The 21,425-nt window shown below is 69.9% G+C and carries 22 protein-coding genes; 13 read left to right on the top strand and 9 right to left on the bottom strand.

The window, feature by feature from the left end; all coding sequences use genetic code 11:
* Positions 1-7: 7 nt before the first annotated feature.
* Positions 8-973, bottom strand: a complete 966-nt coding sequence (locus FNV62_RS09070) for a fibronectin type III domain-containing protein (RefSeq protein ID WP_144316443.1) — start codon at positions 971-973, stop codon at positions 8-10.
* Positions 974-1,432: 459 nt separating this feature from the next.
* Here FNV62_RS09070 and FNV62_RS09065 point away from each other — a divergent pair, with 459 nt between their 5' ends.
* On the top strand, positions 1,433-2,119 hold the full coding sequence (locus FNV62_RS09065) for a glycoside hydrolase family 75 protein (protein WP_186003061.1): 687 nt from the start codon (positions 1,433-1,435) through the stop codon (positions 2,117-2,119).
* 38 nt (positions 2,120-2,157) lie between these two features.
* Here the strand turns inward: FNV62_RS09065 and FNV62_RS09060 are convergent, their stop codons facing one another.
* Entirely contained in the window at positions 2,158-2,922 is a 765-nt protein-coding gene (locus tag FNV62_RS09060; protein ID WP_143607329.1) for an SDR family NAD(P)-dependent oxidoreductase, read from the bottom strand.
* A 164-nt stretch (positions 2,923-3,086) separates the two neighbouring features.
* On the opposite strand from FNV62_RS09060, the gene FNV62_RS09055 reads away from it, so the two are divergent.
* Positions 3,087-3,752: a TetR/AcrR family transcriptional regulator gene (locus FNV62_RS09055; protein WP_225900211.1), complete on the top strand. Its 666-nt coding sequence runs from the start codon at positions 3,087-3,089 to the stop codon at positions 3,750-3,752.
* 298 nt (positions 3,753-4,050) lie between these two features.
* Here the strand turns inward: FNV62_RS09055 and FNV62_RS09050 are convergent, their stop codons facing one another.
* The 5 genes from FNV62_RS09050 to FNV62_RS09030 all read right to left on the bottom strand — a co-directional run bounded on the left by FNV62_RS09050 (position 4,051) and on the right by FNV62_RS09030 (position 8,538).
* A complete protein-coding gene (locus FNV62_RS09050; RefSeq protein WP_054233329.1) occupies positions 4,051-4,476 on the bottom strand; it encodes a PTS-dependent dihydroxyacetone kinase phosphotransferase subunit DhaM in 426 nt (141 codons plus the stop codon).
* The gene (gene dhaL / locus FNV62_RS09045; RefSeq protein ID WP_060899431.1) at positions 4,469-5,068 is read right to left on the bottom strand and encodes a dihydroxyacetone kinase subunit DhaL; all 600 of its coding nucleotides are present in this window, start codon (positions 5,066-5,068) and stop codon (positions 4,469-4,471) included. Before dhaL ends, FNV62_RS09050 begins: the two co-directional genes overlap by 8 nt.
* 67 nt (positions 5,069-5,135) lie before the next feature.
* On the bottom strand, positions 5,136-6,128 hold the full coding sequence (gene dhaK, locus FNV62_RS09040; protein ID WP_097283392.1) for a dihydroxyacetone kinase subunit DhaK: 993 nt from the start codon (positions 6,126-6,128) through the stop codon (positions 5,136-5,138).
* An 887-nt stretch (positions 6,129-7,015) separates the two neighbouring features.
* Positions 7,016-7,669, bottom strand: coding sequence for a ribose 5-phosphate isomerase A (rpiA, locus tag FNV62_RS09035; RefSeq protein ID WP_205521691.1), 654 nt, complete (start codon positions 7,667-7,669; stop codon positions 7,016-7,018).
* Between the two features lie 65 nt (positions 7,670-7,734).
* Positions 7,735-8,538 (bottom strand): Cof-type HAD-IIB family hydrolase, encoded by an 804-nt coding sequence (locus tag FNV62_RS09030; RefSeq protein ID WP_097283391.1) that lies wholly within the window; start codon positions 8,536-8,538, stop codon positions 7,735-7,737.
* 362 nt (positions 8,539-8,900) lie between these two features.
* Here FNV62_RS09030 and ppgK point away from each other — a divergent pair, with 362 nt between their 5' ends.
* From ppgK to FNV62_RS08985, 9 genes are all read left to right on the top strand, one after another.
* Positions 8,901-9,674 (top strand): polyphosphate--glucose phosphotransferase, encoded by a 774-nt coding sequence (gene ppgK / locus FNV62_RS09025; RefSeq protein WP_225900210.1) that lies wholly within the window; start codon positions 8,901-8,903, stop codon positions 9,672-9,674.
* Positions 9,675-9,725: 51 nt separating this feature from the next.
* A complete protein-coding gene (locus FNV62_RS09020) occupies positions 9,726-10,073 on the top strand; it encodes a transaldolase family protein (RefSeq protein WP_205521690.1) in 348 nt (115 codons plus the stop codon).
* A 39-nt stretch (positions 10,074-10,112) separates the two neighbouring features.
* Positions 10,113-11,144: a phosphogluconate dehydrogenase (NAD(+)-dependent, decarboxylating) gene (gnd, locus tag FNV62_RS09015; RefSeq protein WP_097283390.1), complete on the top strand. Its 1,032-nt coding sequence runs from the start codon at positions 10,113-10,115 to the stop codon at positions 11,142-11,144.
* Positions 11,145-11,149: 5 nt separating this feature from the next.
* Positions 11,150-11,842 carry a 6-phosphogluconolactonase gene (gene pgl / locus FNV62_RS09010; RefSeq protein ID WP_164404846.1) on the top strand — a complete coding sequence of 231 codons (693 nt, stop codon included), beginning with the start codon at positions 11,150-11,152 and terminating at the stop codon, positions 11,840-11,842.
* Positions 11,843-11,906: 64 nt separating this feature from the next.
* Complete coding sequence (zwf, locus tag FNV62_RS09005; RefSeq protein ID WP_143607325.1) at positions 11,907-13,316, top strand: glucose-6-phosphate dehydrogenase; 1,410 nt, start codon at positions 11,907-11,909, stop codon at positions 13,314-13,316.
* Between the two features lie 449 nt (positions 13,317-13,765).
* Positions 13,766-14,503, top strand: a complete 738-nt coding sequence (locus tag FNV62_RS09000) for a DUF4142 domain-containing protein (RefSeq protein WP_097288785.1) — start codon at positions 13,766-13,768, stop codon at positions 14,501-14,503.
* 408 nt (positions 14,504-14,911) lie between these two features.
* Positions 14,912-15,720, top strand: a protein-coding gene (locus FNV62_RS08995; RefSeq protein WP_121417351.1) for an IS5 family transposase whose coding sequence is annotated in 2 segments (ribosomal slippage) — positions 14,912-15,259 and positions 15,262-15,720 — 807 coding nt in all. Because the reading frame shifts where the segments join, the coding sequence is not laid out codon by codon here.
* Between the two features lie 405 nt (positions 15,721-16,125).
* Positions 16,126-16,494, top strand: coding sequence for a hypothetical protein (locus FNV62_RS08990; RefSeq protein WP_143600575.1), 369 nt, complete (start codon positions 16,126-16,128; stop codon positions 16,492-16,494).
* Positions 16,495-16,778: 284 nt separating this feature from the next.
* Positions 16,779-17,933, top strand: a complete 1,155-nt coding sequence (locus tag FNV62_RS08985; protein ID WP_144315018.1) for a Gfo/Idh/MocA family protein — start codon at positions 16,779-16,781, stop codon at positions 17,931-17,933.
* A 116-nt stretch (positions 17,934-18,049) separates the two neighbouring features.
* Here the strand turns inward: FNV62_RS08985 and FNV62_RS57975 are convergent, their stop codons facing one another.
* Complete coding sequence (locus tag FNV62_RS57975; protein ID WP_143600573.1) at positions 18,050-18,277, bottom strand: hypothetical protein; 228 nt, start codon at positions 18,275-18,277, stop codon at positions 18,050-18,052.
* Positions 18,278-18,482: 205 nt separating this feature from the next.
* On the opposite strand from FNV62_RS57975, the gene FNV62_RS08975 reads away from it, so the two are divergent.
* Positions 18,483-18,950, top strand: a complete 468-nt coding sequence (locus FNV62_RS08975) for a hypothetical protein (RefSeq protein WP_144316442.1) — start codon at positions 18,483-18,485, stop codon at positions 18,948-18,950.
* Positions 18,951-19,276: 326 nt separating this feature from the next.
* On the opposite strand, the gene FNV62_RS08970 is transcribed toward FNV62_RS08975, so the two are convergent.
* A complete protein-coding gene (locus FNV62_RS08970) occupies positions 19,277-20,182 on the bottom strand; it encodes a helix-turn-helix transcriptional regulator (RefSeq protein WP_097283383.1) in 906 nt (301 codons plus the stop codon).
* A 170-nt stretch (positions 20,183-20,352) separates the two neighbouring features.
* Here FNV62_RS08970 and FNV62_RS08965 point away from each other — a divergent pair, with 170 nt between their 5' ends.
* Positions 20,353-21,276 (top strand): alpha/beta hydrolase, encoded by a 924-nt coding sequence (locus FNV62_RS08965; RefSeq protein ID WP_143654501.1) that lies wholly within the window; start codon positions 20,353-20,355, stop codon positions 21,274-21,276.
* Positions 21,277-21,425 lie beyond the last annotated feature (149 nt).

Genomic DNA, 21,425 nt, shown 5'->3' with positions numbered 1-21,425 from the left:
GGTTCGCCTATTTCGGGGTGCCGGCGCTCCCGCCCGTGGTGGAGCCCGTCGTCACCGTCCGCTCCGCCGAGAACCCGCCCCAGGTGCCGTCCGGCAGCTTCGCCCTGATCCGCACCCGGTACGCGACCCCGGCCTCCCGTCCCACGTAGAAGCTGTAGGTGGCCCTTCCGCTGGGCGGTGTGCCGCCCCAGACGAGTGAGGTCGCCTGTCGGCCGTCCAGGTCGATCCGGTACTCCGTGATCACCCCGTCCGTCCGCGGCGGCAGCCAGGACAGGTCGAGGTAGTACGCCCCGTCCGCGCGGTGGGAAGTCGCGCGGAACCCGGTCGGCGCGGTGCCGCGGCCGTCGTCCGCGCCCGGCGCGGTGGTGAGCCGGACGGTGGCGCTCGCGGGGGAGAGGTTGTCCGCCGCGTCGCGGGCTCGCACGGTGAAGGCGTACGCGGTGCCGGGTCTCAGCCCGGTGACGACGGTCGCCGTCTGTCCGCCGCCCACGCTGTGGATCTTCGAGCCGCCTTGGTAGACGTCGTACGAGACCACGCCCCGGGCGTCCGTCGACGCCGACCACTCCAGTTGGGCCGCCCGGCTCCCGACGGCCCTGCCGTGCGGCCGTCCGGGGCGGGTCGGGGGCGTGCGGTCGGCGGCGACCGCGTCCGGTGTGGTGGCGCGCACCGGCTCGCTGGGGGGTCCGGGGTTTCCGTCGGTGTTCAGGGCACGGACCGTGAAGACGTACTTCGTGGACGGGGCCAGTCGGGTGACGTCCACCATGTGTTCGTCGCCGGGCACCCGCTCGACCCGTGTGGTGCCGCGGTACACCTCGTAACCGGTGACCTTCACGTCCCCGGAGACGCGGTTCCACATGACGTGCACGCTGGTCGCGCTGCCCGCCGTCGCGGTGACCCCCATCGGGGCCGGGGGCAGCCGCTCGCCCCCGGCGTCGGCTCCCGCACCTCCTCCGCACGCGGTGAGGACGAGCATCGAGCCGCAGATCAACCCAAGGGAAACGCGTCGCACCGGCCTGCCTTCCCTCGACGGGATTGGTCTGTACCTATAAGACACGGCTGACGCGGCCACATCAAGGGGGCGGTGGCCGTTCGTCGGACCGTCCTCGGGCTACGTATGCTGATGCCTGACGCGGTGTGAACTCACCCTCTCGACAGGGGAGTTCGCGCCCACGGCGCGGACCGCTGTCGTCGCTGATGCCGCGCCGGCGAGGGCGGTCGAGAAGCCCGGGTCCACCACGGCTCGGGCTCTCGACCGCAATGCACCCGCCGAATCCGCCGCGTTCCCGCCGATCCGCGTGCACCCGCCGCATCCGCCGCGTACCCGCCGCGCCCGCCGTGCACCGTCCGGCCCCTTCCCAGTGGACGTATCGTCAGAAACCCGCCAAATTTTGCTGAACAACCGTCAATGTCCTCCAGGAGAGGGTCCTTTATCGTGCGTGTTCAGTCGCTGACGCTGGTCGCGGCCGGCGTGGCCCTGCTCGCCCCCGCCCCGCTTCCCGCCGCCCGTCCGAGCCCGCCCGTGGCGGTGCGGGAAGGAAATGTGCGCGCCGCCGATCTGCTCGCCAAGGTCCGTGACTGCGTACCCGTCTCGAAGGGGCGCTATCGCTCCGACGCCCGCAGCCGCGCCGAGATTCCCGTCTGCGGCGCGCGGGGCGCGGTGTTCTGGAAGGCCGACATGGACATCGACTGCGACGGCCGCCCCGGTCTCCTGTGCAACGGGCGGAACGACCCGCTCTTCTCCGGGACCACCGCGTACCAGCAGTCCGACGGGCGGTATCTGAGCGCCGAGACCCTTCCGTACGTCGTGGTGCCCACACCCAGTGGCATCTGGGACTACCGCGTCCACGGCATCCGAGGCGGCTCGGTGGTCGCGGTGATCTACCGGGACCGGGTCGAGTACGCGGTGGTCGGCGACACCGGGCCGCGCGAAATCATCGGCGAGGCCTCGTACGCCACCGCCAAGGCGCTCGGGATTCGCCCCGGCCCGCACGGTGGCGGGACGAGTTCCGGGGTCACCTACATCGCCTTCAAGAACTCCCGGGTGTCGCCCATCGAGGATCACGCGGCAGCCGTGACGGTGGGTGAGCGACTGGCCCGGAAGTTCGTGCGCGGCGGCTGAGTGGCCGCGGTGGAGGTTCCTTCAGGCGATCGAGGGCGTCAGACCGCCGACCAGCCGTTGTCGACGGGCAGGATCGCGCCGTTGATGTTGCTCGCCGCGTCGGAGGCGAGGAACAGGATGGCGGCGGCCTGCTCCTCGGCCTCGGCCGCGGAGCCCACATTGCCCATGTACGAGGCGAGGACCTGCGGTCCGAGGGCGTCGCGGTCGGCGTCCACGGCGATGGCGGTCTTCGTGCCGCCGGGGGCGATGGCGTTGGCCCGGATGCCCTTGTTGCGGTACGTCACGGCGAGGGACTTGGTGAGGCCCGCGATGCCGTGCTTCGAGGCGGTGTACGCGGCACCCGCGGCGCTGCCGCGCAGGCTGGCCTCGGAGGCGGTGTTCACGATGGCGCCCTTGCCCGCCTCCAGCATGTGCGGGAGCACCGCCCGGGTGAGCAGGAAGGGAGCGGTGAGGTTGACCCGGATGACCCGCTCCCACTCCGCGTCGCCGACCTCACCGGCCGCCGACATGCGGTCCATGATCCCGGCGTTGTTGACCAGCACGTCCACCCCGCCGAACTGCTCCACGGCGGTTGCGGTCACCCGGTCGACCACGGCCTGCTCGCTCAGGTCGCCCGTCACGGCCACGGCGGTGCCGCCGGCCGCCGCTATCTCCTCGACGACCTTCTCGGCGCCCTCGGCGTTGAGGTCGGCCACCAGGACCCGGGCGCCCTCCGCGGCGAAGGCCAGGGCGGTGGCCCGCCCGATTCCGGAGCCCGCTCCGGTGACGATGACGCTGCGGCCGGCCAGTCCAGTGGTGCTCATGACGTGCTCCCAGAAGTGCGTACGTGGTGCGACGAGGTCGTCGTGCGCCACACAGTACGACTTAATGTCTCTCCATGACATAAAGTCCGGAGCCGTTTTCGAGATCGTTAGAATCGCGGCAGCCCGGGCGGCAGCCGCCCGTCGTCGAGTCGAGGGAGTCGCCAGTGCCGGACGGCGCGATCACCGAACCCCCCGGCCGGGGCCGCGGCCGGACGGGCCGGCCACCGCTGACCGAGCGGCGCAAGGCCGAGATCCGGCTGGAGATAGCCCGCGCCGCGGTGGAACTGTTCGTCGCCCAAGGGGTGGCCGCGACCACCGGGGAGCAGATCGGACAGGCCGTCGGGGTCTCCGCGAGGACGGTGTGGCGTTACTTCCCGAGCAAGGAAAGCTGCGTGAGCCCGCTGTTCGCGGCCGGGATCGACGCGATCGCCGCCTCCCTGCGGGCATGGCGCCCCGGCCGGCCGCTTGAGGACGCCCTGGAACGGGCGGCCACGACCGGTGACCCCTCGACGCCCCGACCGCACCTGCCCAAGATCCGGGCGCTGATGAGACTGACCCGGACCGAGCCGGGCCTGCGCGCCGTCTGGCTCCAGGCGCACGACGAGGCCGAGCCGGCCTTCGCCCGCGCCCTCGCCGACCGGGCCGGGCTGCCCGCCGTCGACCTGCGTTCGGAGATCCAGGCCGCCATGCTCAACAGCGCCCTGCGCACGGCGGTCGAGCACTACGCGTGGCGCACGGACGAGGAGCAGCCCGACCCCGCGGTGGCGGAGGCCGAACTGGTGTCCACCGTGCGCTCGGCCCTCGCCATCGTCGCCGAAGGGCTCGCCTGAGGGCTGGGCCGGGCGCCGACCGACCGCGGTCGACGCCCGGCCGCCGAGACCTCCGTGCCCCAGCGCTCAGCGCTTCCGGTCCAGCGCTCAGACCTCCTGGCCCTCGCGTTCAGCCCTCCCGGACCCGCGTTCAGACCTCCTGCCGTCGCGTTCAGCTCTTCCGACCCGCGTTCAGGCCTTCCACCCCCGCGCCCAGCCTTTCCGACCCCGCGCCAAGCCCTTCCGACCCGCGTTCAGACCTCCCGGCCCGGCGATCACCACTTTCGGGCCCCGCACTCACACGCTCCAGCCCCTGCTCTCACGCCTTCCGGTAGGTGTACGCCTCCGCGGCCGCCGCCTCGACCGCCGCGAGGTCGGCTCCGGTCGAGGCCGTGACCACCGCGGCCACCGCGCCCTCGACGAAGGGCGCGTCCACCAGGCGGCTGTTGTCGGGGAGCTCGTCCCCCTCCGCCAGCAGGGCCTTCACGGTGAGGACCGCGCTGCCCAGGTCGGTGAGCACGGCGACCCCGGCGCCGCGGTCCACCGAGGCGGCCGCCGCGGAGATCAGTTCGGCGCTGGTGCCGAGACCGCCGTCCACGGTGCCGCCGGCCGCGGCGACGGGAGCGGTCGTCTCGCCGCCCGCGAGTCCCGTCGCCAGCTCGGCGACCGAGGCGGCGACGGCGGCGCTGTGGGAGACCAGCACGATGCCGACGAACTGGTTCGTGCTGCCCGGGGATTCACTCATCGCGGGCCTCCACGAGCGCGCCGATCAGCAGGGACGAGGACGTGGCACCCGGATCCTGGTGCCCGATGCTGCGCTCGCCCAGATAGCTGGCCCGGCCCTTGCGGGCCTGGAGCGGTGTCGTCGCGACGGCACCCTCCTCGGCGGCCGTCTTCGCCGCGGCGAAGGACTCGGCGAGCGCGTCCACCGCGGGCACCAGTGCGTCGATCATGGTCTTGTCGCCGGGCGCGGCTCCGCCCAGCGCCATCACCGCGTCCACGCCCGCGCGCAACGCGTCCGTGAACTGTTCCTCGGTGACCTCCGCGGCGTCCCCGAGGGCCTTGCCCGTACGGCGGAGCAGGGTGCCGTACAAGGGACCCGACGCGCCGCCGACCGTGGAGATCAGCCGGCGTCCGGCGAGGGTGAGCACGGCGCCGGGGGTGTCCGGCGCCTCCTTCTCCAGCGAGGTCACCACGGCGGTGAAGCCGCGCTGCAGATTGCTGCCGTGGTCGGCGTCGCCGATCGGCGAGTCCAGAGCGGTGAGCCGCTCCGCCTCGCGGTCCACGGACGCGGCGGTCGCCGTCATCCAACGGCGGAAGAACTCGGCGTCGAGCACAGAATCTCCTTGCGTGGTACGAACGTTGACCGGGCGGGGGGCGACATCATGCCGATGCCGCCGGGGTTCACACGCCCCAGCGCAACGCGGGCGTCTTCACCGGCGCGTCCCACAGCCGCAGCAGCTCCTCGTCCACCTGGCACAGCGTCACCGAGGCGCCCGCCATGTCCAGCGAGGTGACGTAGTTCCCGACCAGCGTGCGTGCCACGGGCACCCCGCGCTCGGTGAGCACCCGGTTCACCTCCGCGTGGAACCCGTAGAGCTCCAGGAGCGGCGTCGCGCCCATGCCGTTGACCAGCAGCAGGACGGGATTGCGCGGGTTCAGGTCCTCCAGGATCGCGTTGACCGAGAAGTCGGCGATCTCGTGCGAGGTCATCATCGCGCGCCGCTCCCGGCCCGGCTCCCCGTGGATGCCGACGCCGAGCTCCAGCTCCCCCGGCGGGAGGTCGAAGGTGGGGCTGCCCTTGGCCGGCGTGGTGCAGGCGCTCAGTGCGACACCGAAGCTGCGGGAGTTCTCGTTGACCTGCCGGGCCAGCGCCTGCACCCGATCCAACGGCGCGGCCTCTTCGGCCGCGGCGCCCGCGATCTTCTCCACGAACAGCGTCGCGCCGGTGCCGCGCCGCCCGGCGGTGTACAGACTGTCGGTGACGGCGACGTCGTCATTGACGAGGACCTTCGCCACCTGGATGCCCTCGTCCTCGGCGAGCTCGGCCGCCATGTCGAAGTTGAGCACGTCCCCCGTGTAGTTCTTCACGATGAACAGCACGCCCGCGCCGCTGTTCACGGCCGCCGCCGCGCGCAGCATCTGGTCCGGCACCGGTGACGTGAAGACCTCGCCCGGACAGGCCGCGGACAACATCCCGGGGCCTACGAAACCACCGTGCAGCGGTTCGTGTCCCGACCCGCCGCCGGATACGAGTCCCACCCTGCCGGGCACCGGGGCGTCCCGCCGTACGATCACCCGGTTGTCCACATCCACCGTCAGCTCGGGATGCGCGGCCGCCATACCCCGCAGCGCGTCCGCGACCACCGTCTCCGCCACGTTGATGAGCATCTTCATGGGTACCTCCTGGTGAGACTAACAGGTGGGCCTCTGGCCTCTATTTTTGCAGGTCAGACCACGTTGGGCGAGCAAATGATCTTGGCGGTTCGTGCTGGTCGGGGGCGGGTTCCGGCGGTGCTGACGCCGACCCGGCGCCGACTTTGGTGACAGGGTGTCAGAGGGGGTCGGCATGCATACGGATCGACCCGAGAAGCCTGCCCCGGGAGGTGTCGGCGTCGGGGATGCGGTGATCATCCGTGCGCATGCGAGCGGAAACGTCTGCGGCTGTCCGGCTGCCGGGCGAAGCCCGCCCTCGGGGCGGACTGTGGAGACACTGTCCGACGGAGTGTTCATCGGAGGCGCGGAGGGCTCCGGCGCGAGTGTAGTAAGCACTTCGTGTCTCGATCCCAGGCTCGGGCGTGTTCCCCATTCCATGCAGGCCTGGTGGTGGAGAAGTCTGTTACGGCCCGCTGAACCGAGCATCCCCGAAATCCTGGCTGGCTGCCAGATGTCCCCGCCGCCCACTCCCGAAGTCCCGCCGCTGCCGCGGGGCGGGGTCCGTTGACCTGTGGTCATGCTTTTGGAGCGGGCGTCCGTGAGACGTGGTTGGTGCGCCCTGGTTAGGAGCGACCCAGAGGGAGGGGCGCGTCTCGGGGTGGTCGATTCCGGCCGGGCTGCAACGTTGCACGTGAAGGCGTCTGCGACCAGGTCTGATCAGGCACGGCCCACCGCCAATGGGCACCCGTGGCCGCCTCGTTCATTCGGCACAGCGCACGCCCACCCCCACTCATCACGGTGGGCCGGGAATCAGCAGTTGCGGGAACCGGTGGCAGAGAAGCCGGCGGAGGACCGGGCGTCGGAGCAGAGAGGGGACAAAGGGCAGTCCGCCCACACCGAATACCCTCTCAGGCACGGGACTTGGCATGATTGTGGTGCTCGACCGAGTCGCCGTGGGCGACGAATACGTCGGCGACCAGCGTCGGAGGGAACAGGCCGTGCTCGACGACGCCGGGGGTGGCGCCGAGCAGCGCCGCCAGGCCCGCGGGGTCGTCGACGGCACCGTGGTAGTCCGCGATGACGCCGCCGTCGGGGCTGCGTGGCACGTCGCGCAGGGAGACCGGGTGGAGCAGACGCATGGTCGCGGCCAGCCCGAACTCGAGCAGCTCGAGCGGGACCGGCGGGTGCAGCGCTGTCACTCGTTTGCTCGAGTCGGCGATCACGACGAAGCGGGCGGCGGCCGCCGCGACAATCTTCTCCCTGGTGTGCGCGGCGCCGCCGCCCTTGACGAGCCAGCCGTCCGGCGTTATCTGGTCCGCACCGTCGATCGTGATGTCGAAGCGGTCGATGCTGCCGAACGGTTCGACCCGCAGATCGAGCATCAGGGCCGCCTCCTCGGTCTGCGGCGACGTCGCGACACACCGCAGGGACAGACCGCGGCGGGCCAGCGCAGGCAGGAGGTGGGCGACGGTCGAGCCGGTGCCGAGGCCGACGGTCATGCCGTCCTCCACCAGCTCGGCCGCGGCCTCGGCGGCACATTGCTTCTCATGCTCGACGCTCACGGTCCTCCTCCTTGGGGCAGGTTTCAGGCTGAGGGCGGCCAGGCCCGGGCTTGCGGTGCCGCGGGTCAGAGGATGAACTGCTCGACCGCGTTCGCGAAGCCCTCCTCCTCGTTGCTCGTCGTCACCCGCCTGGCCGCGCGCTGGACCTCGTGGCCGGCGTTGCCCATCGCGATGGACAGTCCCGAGTGGGCGAACATCAGTACGTCGTTGGGCATGTCGCCGATCGTGGCGATCTGGTCGGGGGAAATCTGGAGCTTGGCTGACCAGTACTTGACGACACCGCCCTTGTTGGCCTGCGGATGGGTCACATCGAGGTAGTAGGGCTGCGAGCGGGCGGCCGAGACATGCTCGCCGAACTGCGCGCGAGCCGCGACCGCGGCCGCCTCGACGACCTGGTGGTCATCGCTGACCCCGACGACCTTGGCGGTGCCCTGCTCGAGCCCGTCGAAGCCGGGGACGAGCGTGGGCGCGAACTGCACCGTCCAGCTCTCGCGATCCACGTGCGGCCCCTTCACGTCGCGGACGTACCAGTCGGCACCCCGGTAGATCCAGACGCTGAGGCCGAACGACTCCATCAGCGCGACGACCGGGGCCACCACCTCCGCGGGAATGACCTGCTGTTCGACGACGGTCATATCCGGGTTGACGATGAGACCACCGTTGAAGGCGGCGAGTTCAGTGGTCAGCGCCAAGGGCTCGATGATCATGGACATGCCGCGTGGTGGTCTCCCGCTGGTCACCGCGAAGAGGACGCCTGCGTCGTGGAGCTTGTGGACCGCGCGGACGGCGCGGTCGGTGAGGACCTTGTCGTTCGTGACCAAAGTGCCGTCGACGTCGGCAAGAAGCAGGCGGATCGGGGTGGTCGGCATCACGCCTCCGTAAGCTCTGGTCGCGGCCGGTCCGGGTGGGAAGAGGCAACGGCTCATGGATGCGGGGGCCTGTGGGACGGGTTCCCAGTCGGCTTGATTTCCGAAAGTTGCTGGAGGATACCGTCGCGGCCGGCAATGAGTCGCAGTCGCGTTCCTCTCGAACAGAGGGGGAAGGTCAATGCTCTTGAGGGCGCGCAATGCTTGGATATACCCCTTGAGCTTCGATATAACCCTGTAAGAGTGATGTGGCGAATATAAAGGATATGTGCGAGCGTTGAGGATTACATGGCGAAGCTCTTATGGGGCCTGACGTCCAAAATTCACACAACGCATTTTGGGCCGGCCCCTGAGGGGAGCGGGCAGTGGCGCAGGCAAGTCTGGACAAGACGGCCCACGTGGTGGGGATCGACATCGGCGGAACCGGTATCAAGGGAGCGCCGGTCGACCTGGAGCTCGGCAGCCTCATCGGTGAGCGGGTCCGGATCCCGACCCCGCATCCGGCGACCCCGGGGGCAGTCGCGGACGTGGTCGTGCAGGTGCTCACCCAGATCGGCGTCCCAGGACCGGTCGGGCTGACGCTTCCGGCAGTCATCCGGGGCGGCAAAGTCCAGACGGCGTCCAATATCGACCCGGCCTGGATGGAGACGGACGCGGCCCAGCTCTTCGCACGAGCGACCGGCCGCGACGTGAGGGTGGTGAACGACGCCGACGCGGCCGGGATCGCCGAGATGCGCTTCGGCGCCGGCAAGGGACGCAAGGGCGTCGTCGTGATGGTGACGCTCGGCACCGGTATCGGCAGCGCCATCTTCTCCGACGGGTTCCTGGTGCCCAACAGCGAGCTGGGGCACCTGCCGCTGCACCACGAGGATGCCGAGGACTGGGCCGCGGAGTCGGTGCGCGAGCACGACGACCTGTCCTGGAAGAAATGGGCGCACCGTCTGGAGACATATCTCGAGCTCGTCCAGCGGCTGTTGTGGCCCGACTTGATTGTCATCGGCGGCGGCGTCAGCAAGAAGGCGGACAAGTTCCTGCCGTACATCGAGCTCAGGACCGAGATCGTACCGGCGCAGCTGTTGAACGATGCGGGCATTGTCGGCGCGGCGCTTTTCGCCCCGGCCGGGAAAGCTCAACCCTAGTCTGCCGCCCTCGACATGAGCGCAGAAGCAGCACCTTCAGGGAGGCTCGCATTGAGCAACAATGACCTGGAAACCCTTTCCGCCAAGACGATCCGCACTCTGTGCATGGACGCCATCCGGGCGGCCGACTCCGGCCGTCCGGGGACGCTGCTCGCCTACGACACGCAGCGAACGGTGGCGGCCGCCAAGGCGCCGCACGCCAGGGCCGCCCGGCGCGACCTCTTCATCGAGATCCCCGGGACGCCCGAGGGGCTGCCGGAGATCGAGGAGGCCATCGCCTCTGGCGTTGCGGTGAGTGGGGCGTCGAGCTCGGCGACGTGCTTGCTGTCGCGATCATCCCGGAGCTCGAGAGCGCGACCGACCCCGAACGCGGACACGACTCGTCCACGAACGCGCTGATGCGGCACTACCGCACGCTCAAGGACTAGGAGGCGCCAGATGGCGACAGACAAGCCCATGCAGCTCGGGATGATCGGGCTCGGCCGGATGGGGGCGAACCTGGTGCGTCGGCTGATGCGAGACGGCCACAGTTGCGTCGTGTCCGACGTCAACGCGGACGCCGTCGCCGAACTGGCCGGCGAGGGCGCGACGGGCGCGGACTCACCCCGGGACTTCGTCGCGAAACTGGACAAGCCACGGGCCGTATGGCTCATGCTTCCGGCCGCGATCGTCGACTCCATCCTCGACCAGCTCGAGCCGTTGCTGGAGCCCGGTGACATCCTGATCGACGGCGGCAATTCCTACTACCGCGACGACATCACACGCGCCAAGCGTCTTGCCGACAAGTCGCTGCACTATGTCGACTGCGGGACCAGCGGTGGGGTCTGGGGCCTGGAGCGCGGCTACTGCCTGATGATCGGCGGCGAGGACGAGGTCGTGGCCCATCTGGACCCGATCTTCAAGACGATCGCTCCCGGCGAGGGCTGTGCCGAGCCGACGCCGAGCCGGACCCGGACCGACGGCACCGCCCCGCTCGGGTACCTGCACTGCGGGCCGAACGGCGCCGGGCACTTCGTGAAGATGGTCCACAACGGGGTCGAGTACGGGATGATGGCCGCGATCGCCGAGGGCCTCAGCATCATCAAGCGCGCTGACGTCGGCAGAGGTCGGCAAGAGGTCGACGCGGAGACGACGCCCCTGCGCGATGCGTGGGCCTACCAGTACGACATCGACGTCGGAGAGGTGGCCGAGGTCTGGCGGCGCGGCTCGGTCGTCGGCTCGTGGCTGGTCGACCTGATCGCCGACGCCTTCGCCGGCTCGCCCTCCCTCGACGGCTTCGCCGGGCGGGTCTCCGACTCCGGGGAAGGCCGTTGGACCGTCCTCGCCGCGGTGGACGAAGGCGTCCCGGCACCGGTCATCACCACCTCGCTCTACGAGCGCTTCGAGTCCAGGGAGGCCGGGGAGTTCACCGACAAGATCCTCTCGGCGATGCGCTCGGAGTTCGGCGGGCACGCCGAAAAGAAGGGCTGACGGCTGTGCAGCACGAACTCCAAGTCGTCGCCGACCCCGATGCGGTCGCCGGCACCGCGGCGGCGTTCGTGGCGCGGCTGGCCCGGACCTGCGTGCAATCCCACGGCCGATTCACGTTCGCCGTCAGCGGGGGGCACACGCCGTGGGCGATGTTCGCGCGGCTCGCACATGAGCACGTCCCCTGGGAGCACGTGGCGGTGTTCCAGGTCGACGAGCGGGTCGCGCCCGACGGCGACCCGGACCGCAACCTCACCCACCTGCGGGAGAGCCTCGGTGCGGCCCCGGCCGAGGTCATCGCGATGCCCGTGAACGACACGGACCTTGACGCGGCGGCCGACGCCTACGGGCGGTCGCTGCCCGGGCGTTTCGACCTCGTTCACCTCGGCCTCGGCCCGGACGGGCACACCGCCTCGCTGGTGCCACGGGACCCGGTGCTCGAAGTCTCGGACCGGCTGGTGGCCCTGACGGCCCCCTACATGGGCCACCAGCGCATGACACTCACCTATCCCGCGCTCGCCCGCGCCCAGCAAGTGCTCTGGCTCATCACCGGAGCGGACAAGCGCGAACCGCTCTCGAGGCTCGTCGCGGGAGACCGGTCGATTCCCGCAGGCCGGGTCGAGGCGGCGGCGTCGCTCGTCCTCGCGGACGCGGCGGCAGGCCAGGTCCCGGCTCGCGCCGGCGCCCAGCCGCCAGCATGACCATGACGCCCGACCCTCATGACGCCCGACCCTAGTGCCGTGCCGGCCCCGTAAGGGGGATCAGATGGCTTTGAACTCATCGAACGTTCCCGCAGACGTGCTGGTCATTTTCGGGATCACTGGCGACCTCGCGCGAAAGATGACGTTTCGCTCGCTCTATCGGCTCGAGCGACGCAAGTTGCTGACCTGCCCGATCGTCGGAGTGGCGCGCGACGGCTGGTCCGACGACGCGCTGCGTGACCACGCCAGCGCGGCGATCAAGGCAGCGGGTGAGCCGCTCGACGACAGCGTCTTCGCCCGGTTCGCCGCCCGACTCAGCTATGTGCAGGGCGATTACGCCGACGAGGAGACGTTCCATCGTCTCGCCCGGGCGGTCAACGGCAGGCGGCACCCCGTCTTCTACCTGGAGATCCCGCCGTCGCTGTTCGCCCGGGTGGTCGGGGGCCTGGCAGGCGTCGGGCTGACCAAGGGTGCCCGGGTCGTCGTGGAGAAGCCGTTCGGGCATGACCTCGCGTCGGCGCGCGCCCTCAACGCCGAGCTGCGTCAGCTCCTCGACGAGGATCAGCTGCTGAGGATCGATCACTTCCTCGGCAAAGAGCCGGCGATGGACATCCTGTTCCTGCGGTTCGCCAACTCCGTGTTCGAGCCGGTGTGGAACCGCGACCACGTCTCCTGCGTGCAGATCACCATGGCCGAGGACTTCGGGGTCGAGGACCGCGGTCACTTCTACGACCCGGTCGGCGCGCTCCGCGACGTCGTGCAGAACCATCTGCTGCAGCTGCTCGCCCTGGTGGCGTCCGAGCCGCCGTCAGCCGCCGATGCGGACGCGCTCCGAGACCGCCGGGTTGATGTGTTCCGGGGGATCCCCGACGCCGACCCGGCCCACTACGTCCGCGGGCAGTACGAGGGGTACCTGCAGGTCCCCGGGGTGCGGCCGCACTCGCGCACCGAGACCTTCGTCGCGTTGCGGCTGGAGGTCGAGAACTGGCGCTGGTCCGGGGTGCCGTTCTTCATCCGCGCCGGCAAGTCGCTCCCCGAGCGAGTGACCGAGATCCGGATCGTGTTCAAGCGCCCGCCGCGGCTTGCGTTCGCGGAGCGGTTCGCGCCCGAGCCCGACCAGTGGATCCTGCGGATCGATCCGAGCCCTGGCATGAACTTCTGCATCCAGGCCAAACAGCCGGGCAAGCAGGACACGCAGTTGGTGAACCTCGACCTCCTCTTCGCGGCCGAGCTGGGTGAGGCACCCGAACCGTACGAACGCCTGCTCAGTGATGCGATGCAAGGCAACGCGAGCCTGTTCACCCGGGAGGACTCGGTGGAGGAGACGTGGCGAATCGTCCAGCCACTGCTGGAGGCGCCCGGCGACCCCGAGCGCTACCGGCAGGGAACCTGGGGACCGACGGCCGCGAGCAAGCTCGTCGCCGGATATCCGCGATGGCACGAACCATGGCTGCCGGCGAGCTCTCCCGACTGACACGGCCGCGCACCGGACCCGGTGCGCGCAGGGTATGAACACCGGCATCCAGGACGCGTGAAACCGGTAGCTCGGCGTTGTCTGCCAGGGTGCCGCACCTGAGGAGCTGCTGGAGACCTACGAGGCCGAGCGCGCCCCGGTCGGCCGCAACGTCCTGCGCTTCGCCGACCGCGCCTTCACCACCGCCACCAGCCCCAACGAGGCGGAAACGCCCGCCTGCCTCCGGCCGCGTGGCAAGCACAGACGGCCCGGTGCCGTCGTCCCCCACACTCACGCCCCTCCCGCCGCCCGAAGAACCCTCCCCGGGGCGCCGTTCATGAGCCATTTTTGAGGGCCGGGTGAACCTGAACGGCACCGCGCGCGTAATGCTCTTCGTCCGCCCCAGTCGGGCGATGACGAATCGGCGGATTTCTTGACGGGCAGGAGGAACGGTGCAGCGTTCGCTGAACATGGTGGGCGGTATCTTCGTAGGGGGCGCGCTGGCCCTGACACTTGGCGCGCTGGTCTACCCGTCGATGCTCGGAGTTGACACCGTGTCGACCTCGAACGACCGGATCATCGCCAACACCCAGTGGGGGCCGTTGACCGAGGGGGACCGGGCCTTCGTGGTGGCGGTGCGCGCTGCCGGCTTGTGGGAGCACCCGGTGGGGCAGATCGGGCTCCAGAAGGGGCAGAGCAAGGGCGTCCTCACCGCCAGTCAGCACCTGATCGACGGGCACGCGGCGCTGGACGAGACCTGCCGCAAGATCGCGCCGATGCTGAACGTGACGCTGCCCAACGTGGCCAGTCCGCAGCAGGAAGGATTCGTCACCACCCTCAAGGCGGACAACGGCAAGCAGTTCGACATCGACTTCGCCAACATTCTTCGCCAGACGCACGGTTCGATCTTCAACACCGTGGCAAAGATCCGCTCGACGACGAAGAACACGCTGGTGCGCGCCCTGGCCGACCAGGCCAACGACACCGTCCTGGACCACATCACGGTGATGGAGAAGACCGGCCTGGTCGACTTCGACACCACGCTGTTCAAGCAGACCACCCCGCCGAAGCTGCCCAAGTCGGACATGACCCCGCCGGTCCCGCCCGCCGGCCAGCCCCTGATCGTCCTCCCTCCGCCGCCGAACGCCACGTCCACCCCGGTCGACCTGGGCCCGGCATTGAACGGCCAGTCCGCCAACGGCAGCTAGGCGCTGCTTCTCGGATCTCCCGACGTGGGTTGGGGGGTGGGGGTCAGGCCGGCTGTATGGGGCGTGGGGATCTGGCGAATGCGGAGTGGGATCGGCTGACCGGCAAGAGCTCCTGCCTGGTGCCACCGTGAACATCGGCAGCGGAGAGTAGACCCTGCTCACACTCACCACCGGACCGAAGGGCACCAGCCTCGTCCGCGGGCGGGACGGACTCCGCGTCACCGAAGGCCCGGCCGGCTCCCTCGCCCGCATCGGCGCCGACACCACCGCGTGGATCCTTGGCGGCGCCGGACTCCTGCCCGCCGGCGGCATCGGCGCGGTTGTCGTCGTGCGCCGACACAAGGACTCCGGGTCCGAGCAGGCTAAGACGTCATTTCAGTTGGTGTGATCTTGCGGCACTCTGGGGCGATGACTGCTGCACTTGTCGAACGGTTGGCGCCGGAAGACCTGTGGGAGTTGTTCCAGCGAGTGGTCCCGCCGGCACCGGAACGCCCACAGGGCGGAGGACACCGTCGACGAGGGGACCGCGAGGTGCTTGCCGCGATCATCTTCGTGGCCACCTCGGGCTGCACTTGGAACCAACTGCCACCCGGATTCGGCCTGTCCGGCGTCACTGCCTTCCGCCGGTTCACCGAGTGGACCGAGGCCCGGGTGTGGGCCAAGCTCCACCGCCTGGTCCTGGATGAACTCGGCTCCCGCGGCAGGCTGGACTGGTCGCGCTGCGCGATCGATTCCGTCAGCGTCCGGGCCCTCAAAGGGGGCAACTGACGGGACCGAATCCGACCGACCGCGGCAAAAAGGGATCGAAAATCCACCTCATCGTCGACCGCCACGGTCTGCCGCTGTCGATCGGTATCTCCGCCGCAAACCTGCACGACAGCCAGGCCCTCATCCCGCTGGTCCGCGGCATCCCACCCATCCGCTCACGCCGCGGCCCCCGACGCCGGCGGCCCGGAAAACTGCACGGAGACAAGGGGTACGACTACCGTCACCTGCGGCGTTGGCTGTCCTCCCGCGGCATCCGGCACCGCCTCGCCCGCAAGGGCATCGAGTCATCCCAACGCCTGGGCAAACACCGCTGGGTCGTGGAACGGACCGTGTCCTGGCTGTCCGGCTGCCGACGTCTCCACCGCCGCTACGAGCGAAAGCCGGAACACTTTCTCGCCTTCACCGCCATTGCCGCGACCCTCATATGCCACCGCAGACTCGCCAACTGAAATGACGTCTAAGAGCGACGAGACCAACTGATCAGATCAGGCTTTCCTCAAGCAGCAGGCCTCCGGGACTCGGGCTCAGTCCTGGAGGCGTGGTGCGTATCAGTGCTCCTGCCGCAACCGGGTGAAACACCCCTCGGATCGACTTGCGACGGAGCAGTTACGGGTAATTGCTGATGGCCTCCATTTGGCCTGGACCCATCATGCTCTGACGCCGACACGAGCTGCGCGTATCGAGGAAGGACTCCGACCATGAGAAAAAGAGTCATCTGGGCGGTCGCTCTAGCGACTGCCTCCGCCTCCCTTGTCACCCCGGCAGCAGCCACCCAACGTGGGCATGACCACCACACCTGCCACGTCTCACACGCCGCCGACCCCAATAGGGGTGACTGCTTCGTAGAGTTCGGCGTGAAGTTCGCGCAGGTGAAGAAACTCAACCTCGGGGGACCGCCTGGGCCGAGTCTCGGCGACGAGATGATTTTGAGCCTGGACGTGTTTCAGAATGGTCGGAAGATCGGTGTCGGGGACGGCACCTTCACCACGACGCGGGTCACTGGTTCAGGGCCCAACACGGTGGTCGAATCGCAAGGGATTTTCACCCTGCGGCTGCGCGATGGGCAATTGAGCATTCAGTTCATCCAGCTCCGTGACAATGAGCAGATCCTGCCTGTCGCCGTCACGGGGGGCAGCGGAGTCTTCCGCGGGGCCGGAGGCGACGGGACTATCACGAAGGGCAACAACTCCGGCGTCGTCAGGCTGCACCTCCAGTTCGCGTAAGGCCGCCCTGGGAATGACACGCCTTGTTGTCCGCTCTGCGCCCGCGCTGTGCTCACCGTAGCCAAGGACGTCAATCCGCGGGGAACCACGGGCAAGACCGGGGAACCACGGGGTCTTCCTCGTGGAACCGAGCCACGTCTCCGAGCGGACGTCTCCCCACTGGAGGTCCGACAACAGGTCCGACAGCTGCTCGCTGAGCTGAACGTGATGCTTGGACCGTGTCCTCCATGGCTGTTGGCCGTTCTGAGGTGAGAGAGCGGCTGGTCGCGAACGCTGGGGTGCGCATGACGTCCACTTCCCCTCATCGGGAGCTGATTCGTGTCGGTGTCGTGGGGCTGAGCGCGAGCGGCGGGTGGGCGGCCACCGCCCATGTGCCGGCGCTGGCCGGGCTCGACGGATACGAGTTGCGCGCGCTGAGCGCCAGCAGCGCCGAATCCGCGCGTGCGGCCGGTGAGAAGTACGCGGTGCCGCTGGCCTTCGCCAGTGCAGAGGAGCTGGCCCGTAGTGAGGAAGTCGATCTCGTGGTGGTGACGGTGAAGGTTCCGCATCACCTGGAGCTCATCCGACCCGCGCTGGAAGCGGGGAAGATGGTGTTCAGCGAGTGGCCGCTCGGCGCCGACCTGGCGCAGGCCGAGGAACTCGCCGACCTCGCGCATCGCAGGGGTGTTCTTACGGCCGTCGGTCTGCAGGCCCGGTCGGCTCCGCCGCTTCGGTATCTGCGGGACCTGGTCGCTGAGGGCTACGTGGGGCGGGTGCTGTCGACCAGCATGCTTGGGTCGGGCTGGATCGGGGGCGCCACTTACGACGACAACTATGCGTACGTGCTGGACGCTACGAGCGGCGCCACGCTGCTGTCGATTCCCTTCGGGCACTCGGTCGACGCGCTGACCATGGTGCTCGGGGAGTTCCGCGAGGTGTCAGCTCTCGTCGAGAACCTGCGCCCGGAGGTCACGAACGTCACGAGCGGCGCGGTCGCGGCCAAGAGCGCGGAAGACCAGATCGCCGTCACGGGTGTGCTGGAGTCGGGGGCCGTGGCTGCGATGCACTTCCGCGGTGGGACGTCCCGCGCCACTGCGTTCCATTGGGAGATCAACGGCACGGAGGGTGATCTCGTCGTCAAGGCCGACCGGGCTCAGTGGTGGTATGGGGGGACACAGCTGCATGGCGCCCGGGGAGAAGAGGGCGCGTTGACCGAACTCCCGGTTCCCGCCCGCTATCAGCGCTCGCTGACGCAATGGACCGGGCGCTCCGCCGAGCCCGCCTGCGGCGTCGCTCACGAGTACGCGCTTCTGCGCGACCAGATCATCGGGAGCCTTGCGCCGGACGAGGACGGCGTTCCCGACTTCCGGCACGCCGTACGGCGGCACGCCATGCTGGAACGGGTCCGAGAGGCGGCGCGCGCGGGCCGGAAGGTCACACTCGCGGAGCAGGGCGCGTAAGCCCCGAAGCGAGTCAGGCCGTGAGCGGGCCAGGCTCATTGACCTGCCGTCCACCACCGACTTCGCCTCGACCAGGTCCTGGCCGAGGACGCCTTCGCGCCGTGGATGGTCCAATCTCACGAGTCCGCCCGGCAACCGCACGCCCTGGCAGAGGACCCCGAAGCCTTCCGGGACTGGGCGACGAAAGCCGCCATCTCCTGCGGGCGGCAGCTCAAGCCGGCCGCGTCGCAGCCGAGGATCACCGGCTGCTGTTCCTCGCGGATGCCGACTCCCTCCAGGGTCCACGGATCGTGGTGGTTGAGCGGGGCGGCCCTGAGGGCGACGGTGGTTCGGTCGGCGGGCACGGCCGGTTCGGGGGGCTCCCCCCAATTCCATGCCGCTGACCAGCTGATCACGGTCGAGGCGGGCGGTGGCGTACCGCCGCACCGGTTTCACCACCGCCGGCACTCCTGAGAACGCTCTGAAACCGCGCTGAATGGGGGGTCGGCCACGCTCTGCGGCATGACGACGACGACCCCGCCAGGGGCAGCGGACCGGGAGGGGATCACCATGAACGGCCTGCGGCTGATCCGTCGGCACGCGGCGGCCTTCGGGCGCTTCGCCGGGCTGGGCAGCGGGGTCACCCTGGCTGCCTCGGCGGCCCTGGTCCTGCTTTCGCGGTGGATCCCGTGGATGGCGGCGAACGCGCTGACCACCGTCGCCTCCACCGTGGTCGCCACCGAGTTGCACGCCCGCGTCTCGTTCGGCCACGGCCGGCCCGGTCTGGCCGGCCACCTGAAGAGCGCGGCCACCATGGCCCTCGGTTGGCTGGTCACGTCCGCCGCGGTCGGCTCGCTGGCCGCGCTCCGTCCCGACGCCGGACTCGTCCTGCAGCAGACGGTGTACCTGTCGGCCACCGCGCTCGTCGGGATCGGCCGCTATCTCGTGCTGCGTCTGGCTGTGTTCGCGGAGCGCGCCCCGCGGCCCCGCACCGGCGGCGGCGTCCGGCTGCGGGCCGCGTACGACGCGGCGGCGTGAGTGCCGGTGGGGAAAGTACTGCGGCCCGGGGTCGGGGCGGGCGGCGCGTCCCTCGGGGGTCGGCAGTCGCGGATGGACGTGCGGCCGGCCGTCGGCCCCGTGGGTCGACGGCGAGTCCGGACACGTCGGTCCGTTCCGCAAGGCGGCGGCTGTCGGGGGGATCAGGTCGCGGGTGCCGGCGAAGACCGTGAGTCCTCGTGTCCTGTCTCCATGCATCTGGTCCCCGGCTCAGCTGATCTGGTCCTTTCGTGTGTGCTGTCAAGGGATGTGGTTCGCCGACGTGTTCGAGGCGGGTCGGCGCTCGTTGAGTGATGCCTTGCGCCTGATCACTTCCTGCGGTGATTGTCGTGCGTGGCCGGACTGTCGTTCGCCTGGTCGGGACGGGCCGCCCACTGGAGGAGGAAACGCAGTGCTTCCTCGGAGGGAGAGTCGGGTGGGGCGGTGTAGGCGACCAGTTGCTGGTCCGGTTGCGTGTCGACGGAGAACTGCTGAACGTCCAGGGTGATGCTGCCCGCGACGGGGTGCAGGTAGGTCTTGGCGAGCCGGCGCGCCCCGCGGACCCGGTGGTCGGCCCACCAGGTGCGGAAGTCCGGATCGCGCAGGCTCAGCTCGCCGATCAGTGCGGCGAGGGCCTGGTCTTTGGGGTGGCGGCCGGCTTCCATGCGCAGAACAGCCACGCACTCGCGCGCCGCTCGCGGCCAGTCCGCGTACAGCGCGCGGTAGGCGTCGTCGAGGAACGTCAGCCGGATCAGGTTGCGTTCGGCCGGGGCGAGCGCGCCGAAGTCGGTGAGCAGGGCGGCCGCGCCCCGGTTCCAGGCCAGGACGTCCATGCGCCGGTTGAGGATCATGGCGGGGATGTCGTGCATGGTCGTGAGCAGCTGTTGCAGCTGCGGGTCGACCTGCTGTCTGCCCGGTCCCGGCGTGGGAGCGCTGGGGGTGACGTCGGCGACGGTGAAGAGGTAGGCGCGTTCGTCCGGAGCGAGTTGCAGCGCGTCGGCGAGCGCGTCGAGGACCGGGCGCGAGACGCGGCGGGTGCGCCCCTGCTCCAGGCGGACGATGTAGTCGATGCTCACGTGTCCGAGCTGGGCCAGCTCCTCGCGGCGCAGGCCCGGCACTCGGCGTGGACGGCCGTCGTCGGGAAGGCCGACCTGGTGCGGATCGAGAGCGGCACGGCGGGAGCGCAGGAAATGGCCCAGCTCGTTGCCGCCGGAAGCGTTGTCCTGGAGTTCCATGACTCAAGTGTCCCCAGACGGACAGCCGCGTGCCTGGTACTGGCGTGCATAGGCAGCACCCTCCCTGGTACCCCCGACGCGCCGACGCCACCGTGGAGGTGTGGCCGCCGGCAGGAGGCCACCGGAGCTCGCCCACCGCGAGCCCGTCCCTCCGCGACTGGAGCACCCCCTTGAGGACCGACGTCACCTTTCCCAGTGCCGGCCTGAAGCTCGCCGGCCACCTGTACACGCCGGACGACGGGGCCGTCGGCCCGCGCCCGGCGATCGTCGTCAGTCACCCCGGCAGCGGTGTGAAGGAGCAGGCCGCCGGCCTGTACGCGCTTCGCCTGGCCGAGCAGGGCTTCGTCACCCTCGCGTTCGACGCCGCCCACCAGGGCGAGAGCGAGGGCGAGCCGCGCGGCCTGGAGGACCCAGCCCACCGGGTCGAGGACATCAAGGCCGCGGTCTCGTTCCTCACTACTCGTGACGATGTCGACGCTGACCGCGTCGGGGCGCTGGGCATCTGCGCCTCCGGCGGCTACGTCCTGAGCGCGACGGCGTCCGACCACCGGATCAAGGCCGTCGGCACCGTCAGCGCCGTGGACATCGCCCGCCAGTTCCGTGACGGCGCCGACGGCGCCCAGGACCCGGCCGTCTTCCAGGGCATGCTCGCCGCGGCCGCGGCCGCGCGCACTGCCGAGGCCCGCGGTGAGGGAGTCCAGACCTTCCCGCTCTTCCCCGACACGGCCGAGCAGGCCCGCGCGCTGGGGGGCCGGCACGCCGTGGAGGGCTGCGAGTACTACTGCTCCGATCGCGCTCAGCACCCACGCTCGGCGAAGTCCTTCACCTGGTCCAGCGTCGACCGCATGGCCTTCTTCGACGCCTTCCGCTTCGTCCACCTGATCGCGCCGCGCCCGCTTCTCATGATCGTCGGACGCGAGGCGGTGACCTCCTGGATGAGCGTGGAAGCGTTCCAGAACGCCCGCGCCCCGAAGGAGCTCCACTGGATCGACGGCGCCAGCCACGTCGACCTCTACGACAAGGAGCCGCACGTCGGGCCCGCTGTCGAGAAGCTGACCGACTTCTTCCGGGCCCAGCTGGCCGACACCGAGTAGACGTCAGGGCGGCCGGTCGATTCGGGCGCTCCACCAGCCCGACGGTGTGCTGAACCGGACCGGATCACCCGAGGTATGGCCGGCCCAAACCCCTTTCGGGCACCGTCGAAACGATGGTCAGAGCGACGGCGCGCAGCCGATAGTTGTCT

It is taken from the genome of Streptomyces sp. RLB3-17, assembly GCF_007113425.2.
GTDB lineage: Bacteria > Actinomycetota > Actinomycetes > Streptomycetales > Streptomycetaceae > Streptomyces > Streptomyces mirabilis_D.
This window is presented reverse-complemented; position numbering and strand designations above follow the sequence as displayed.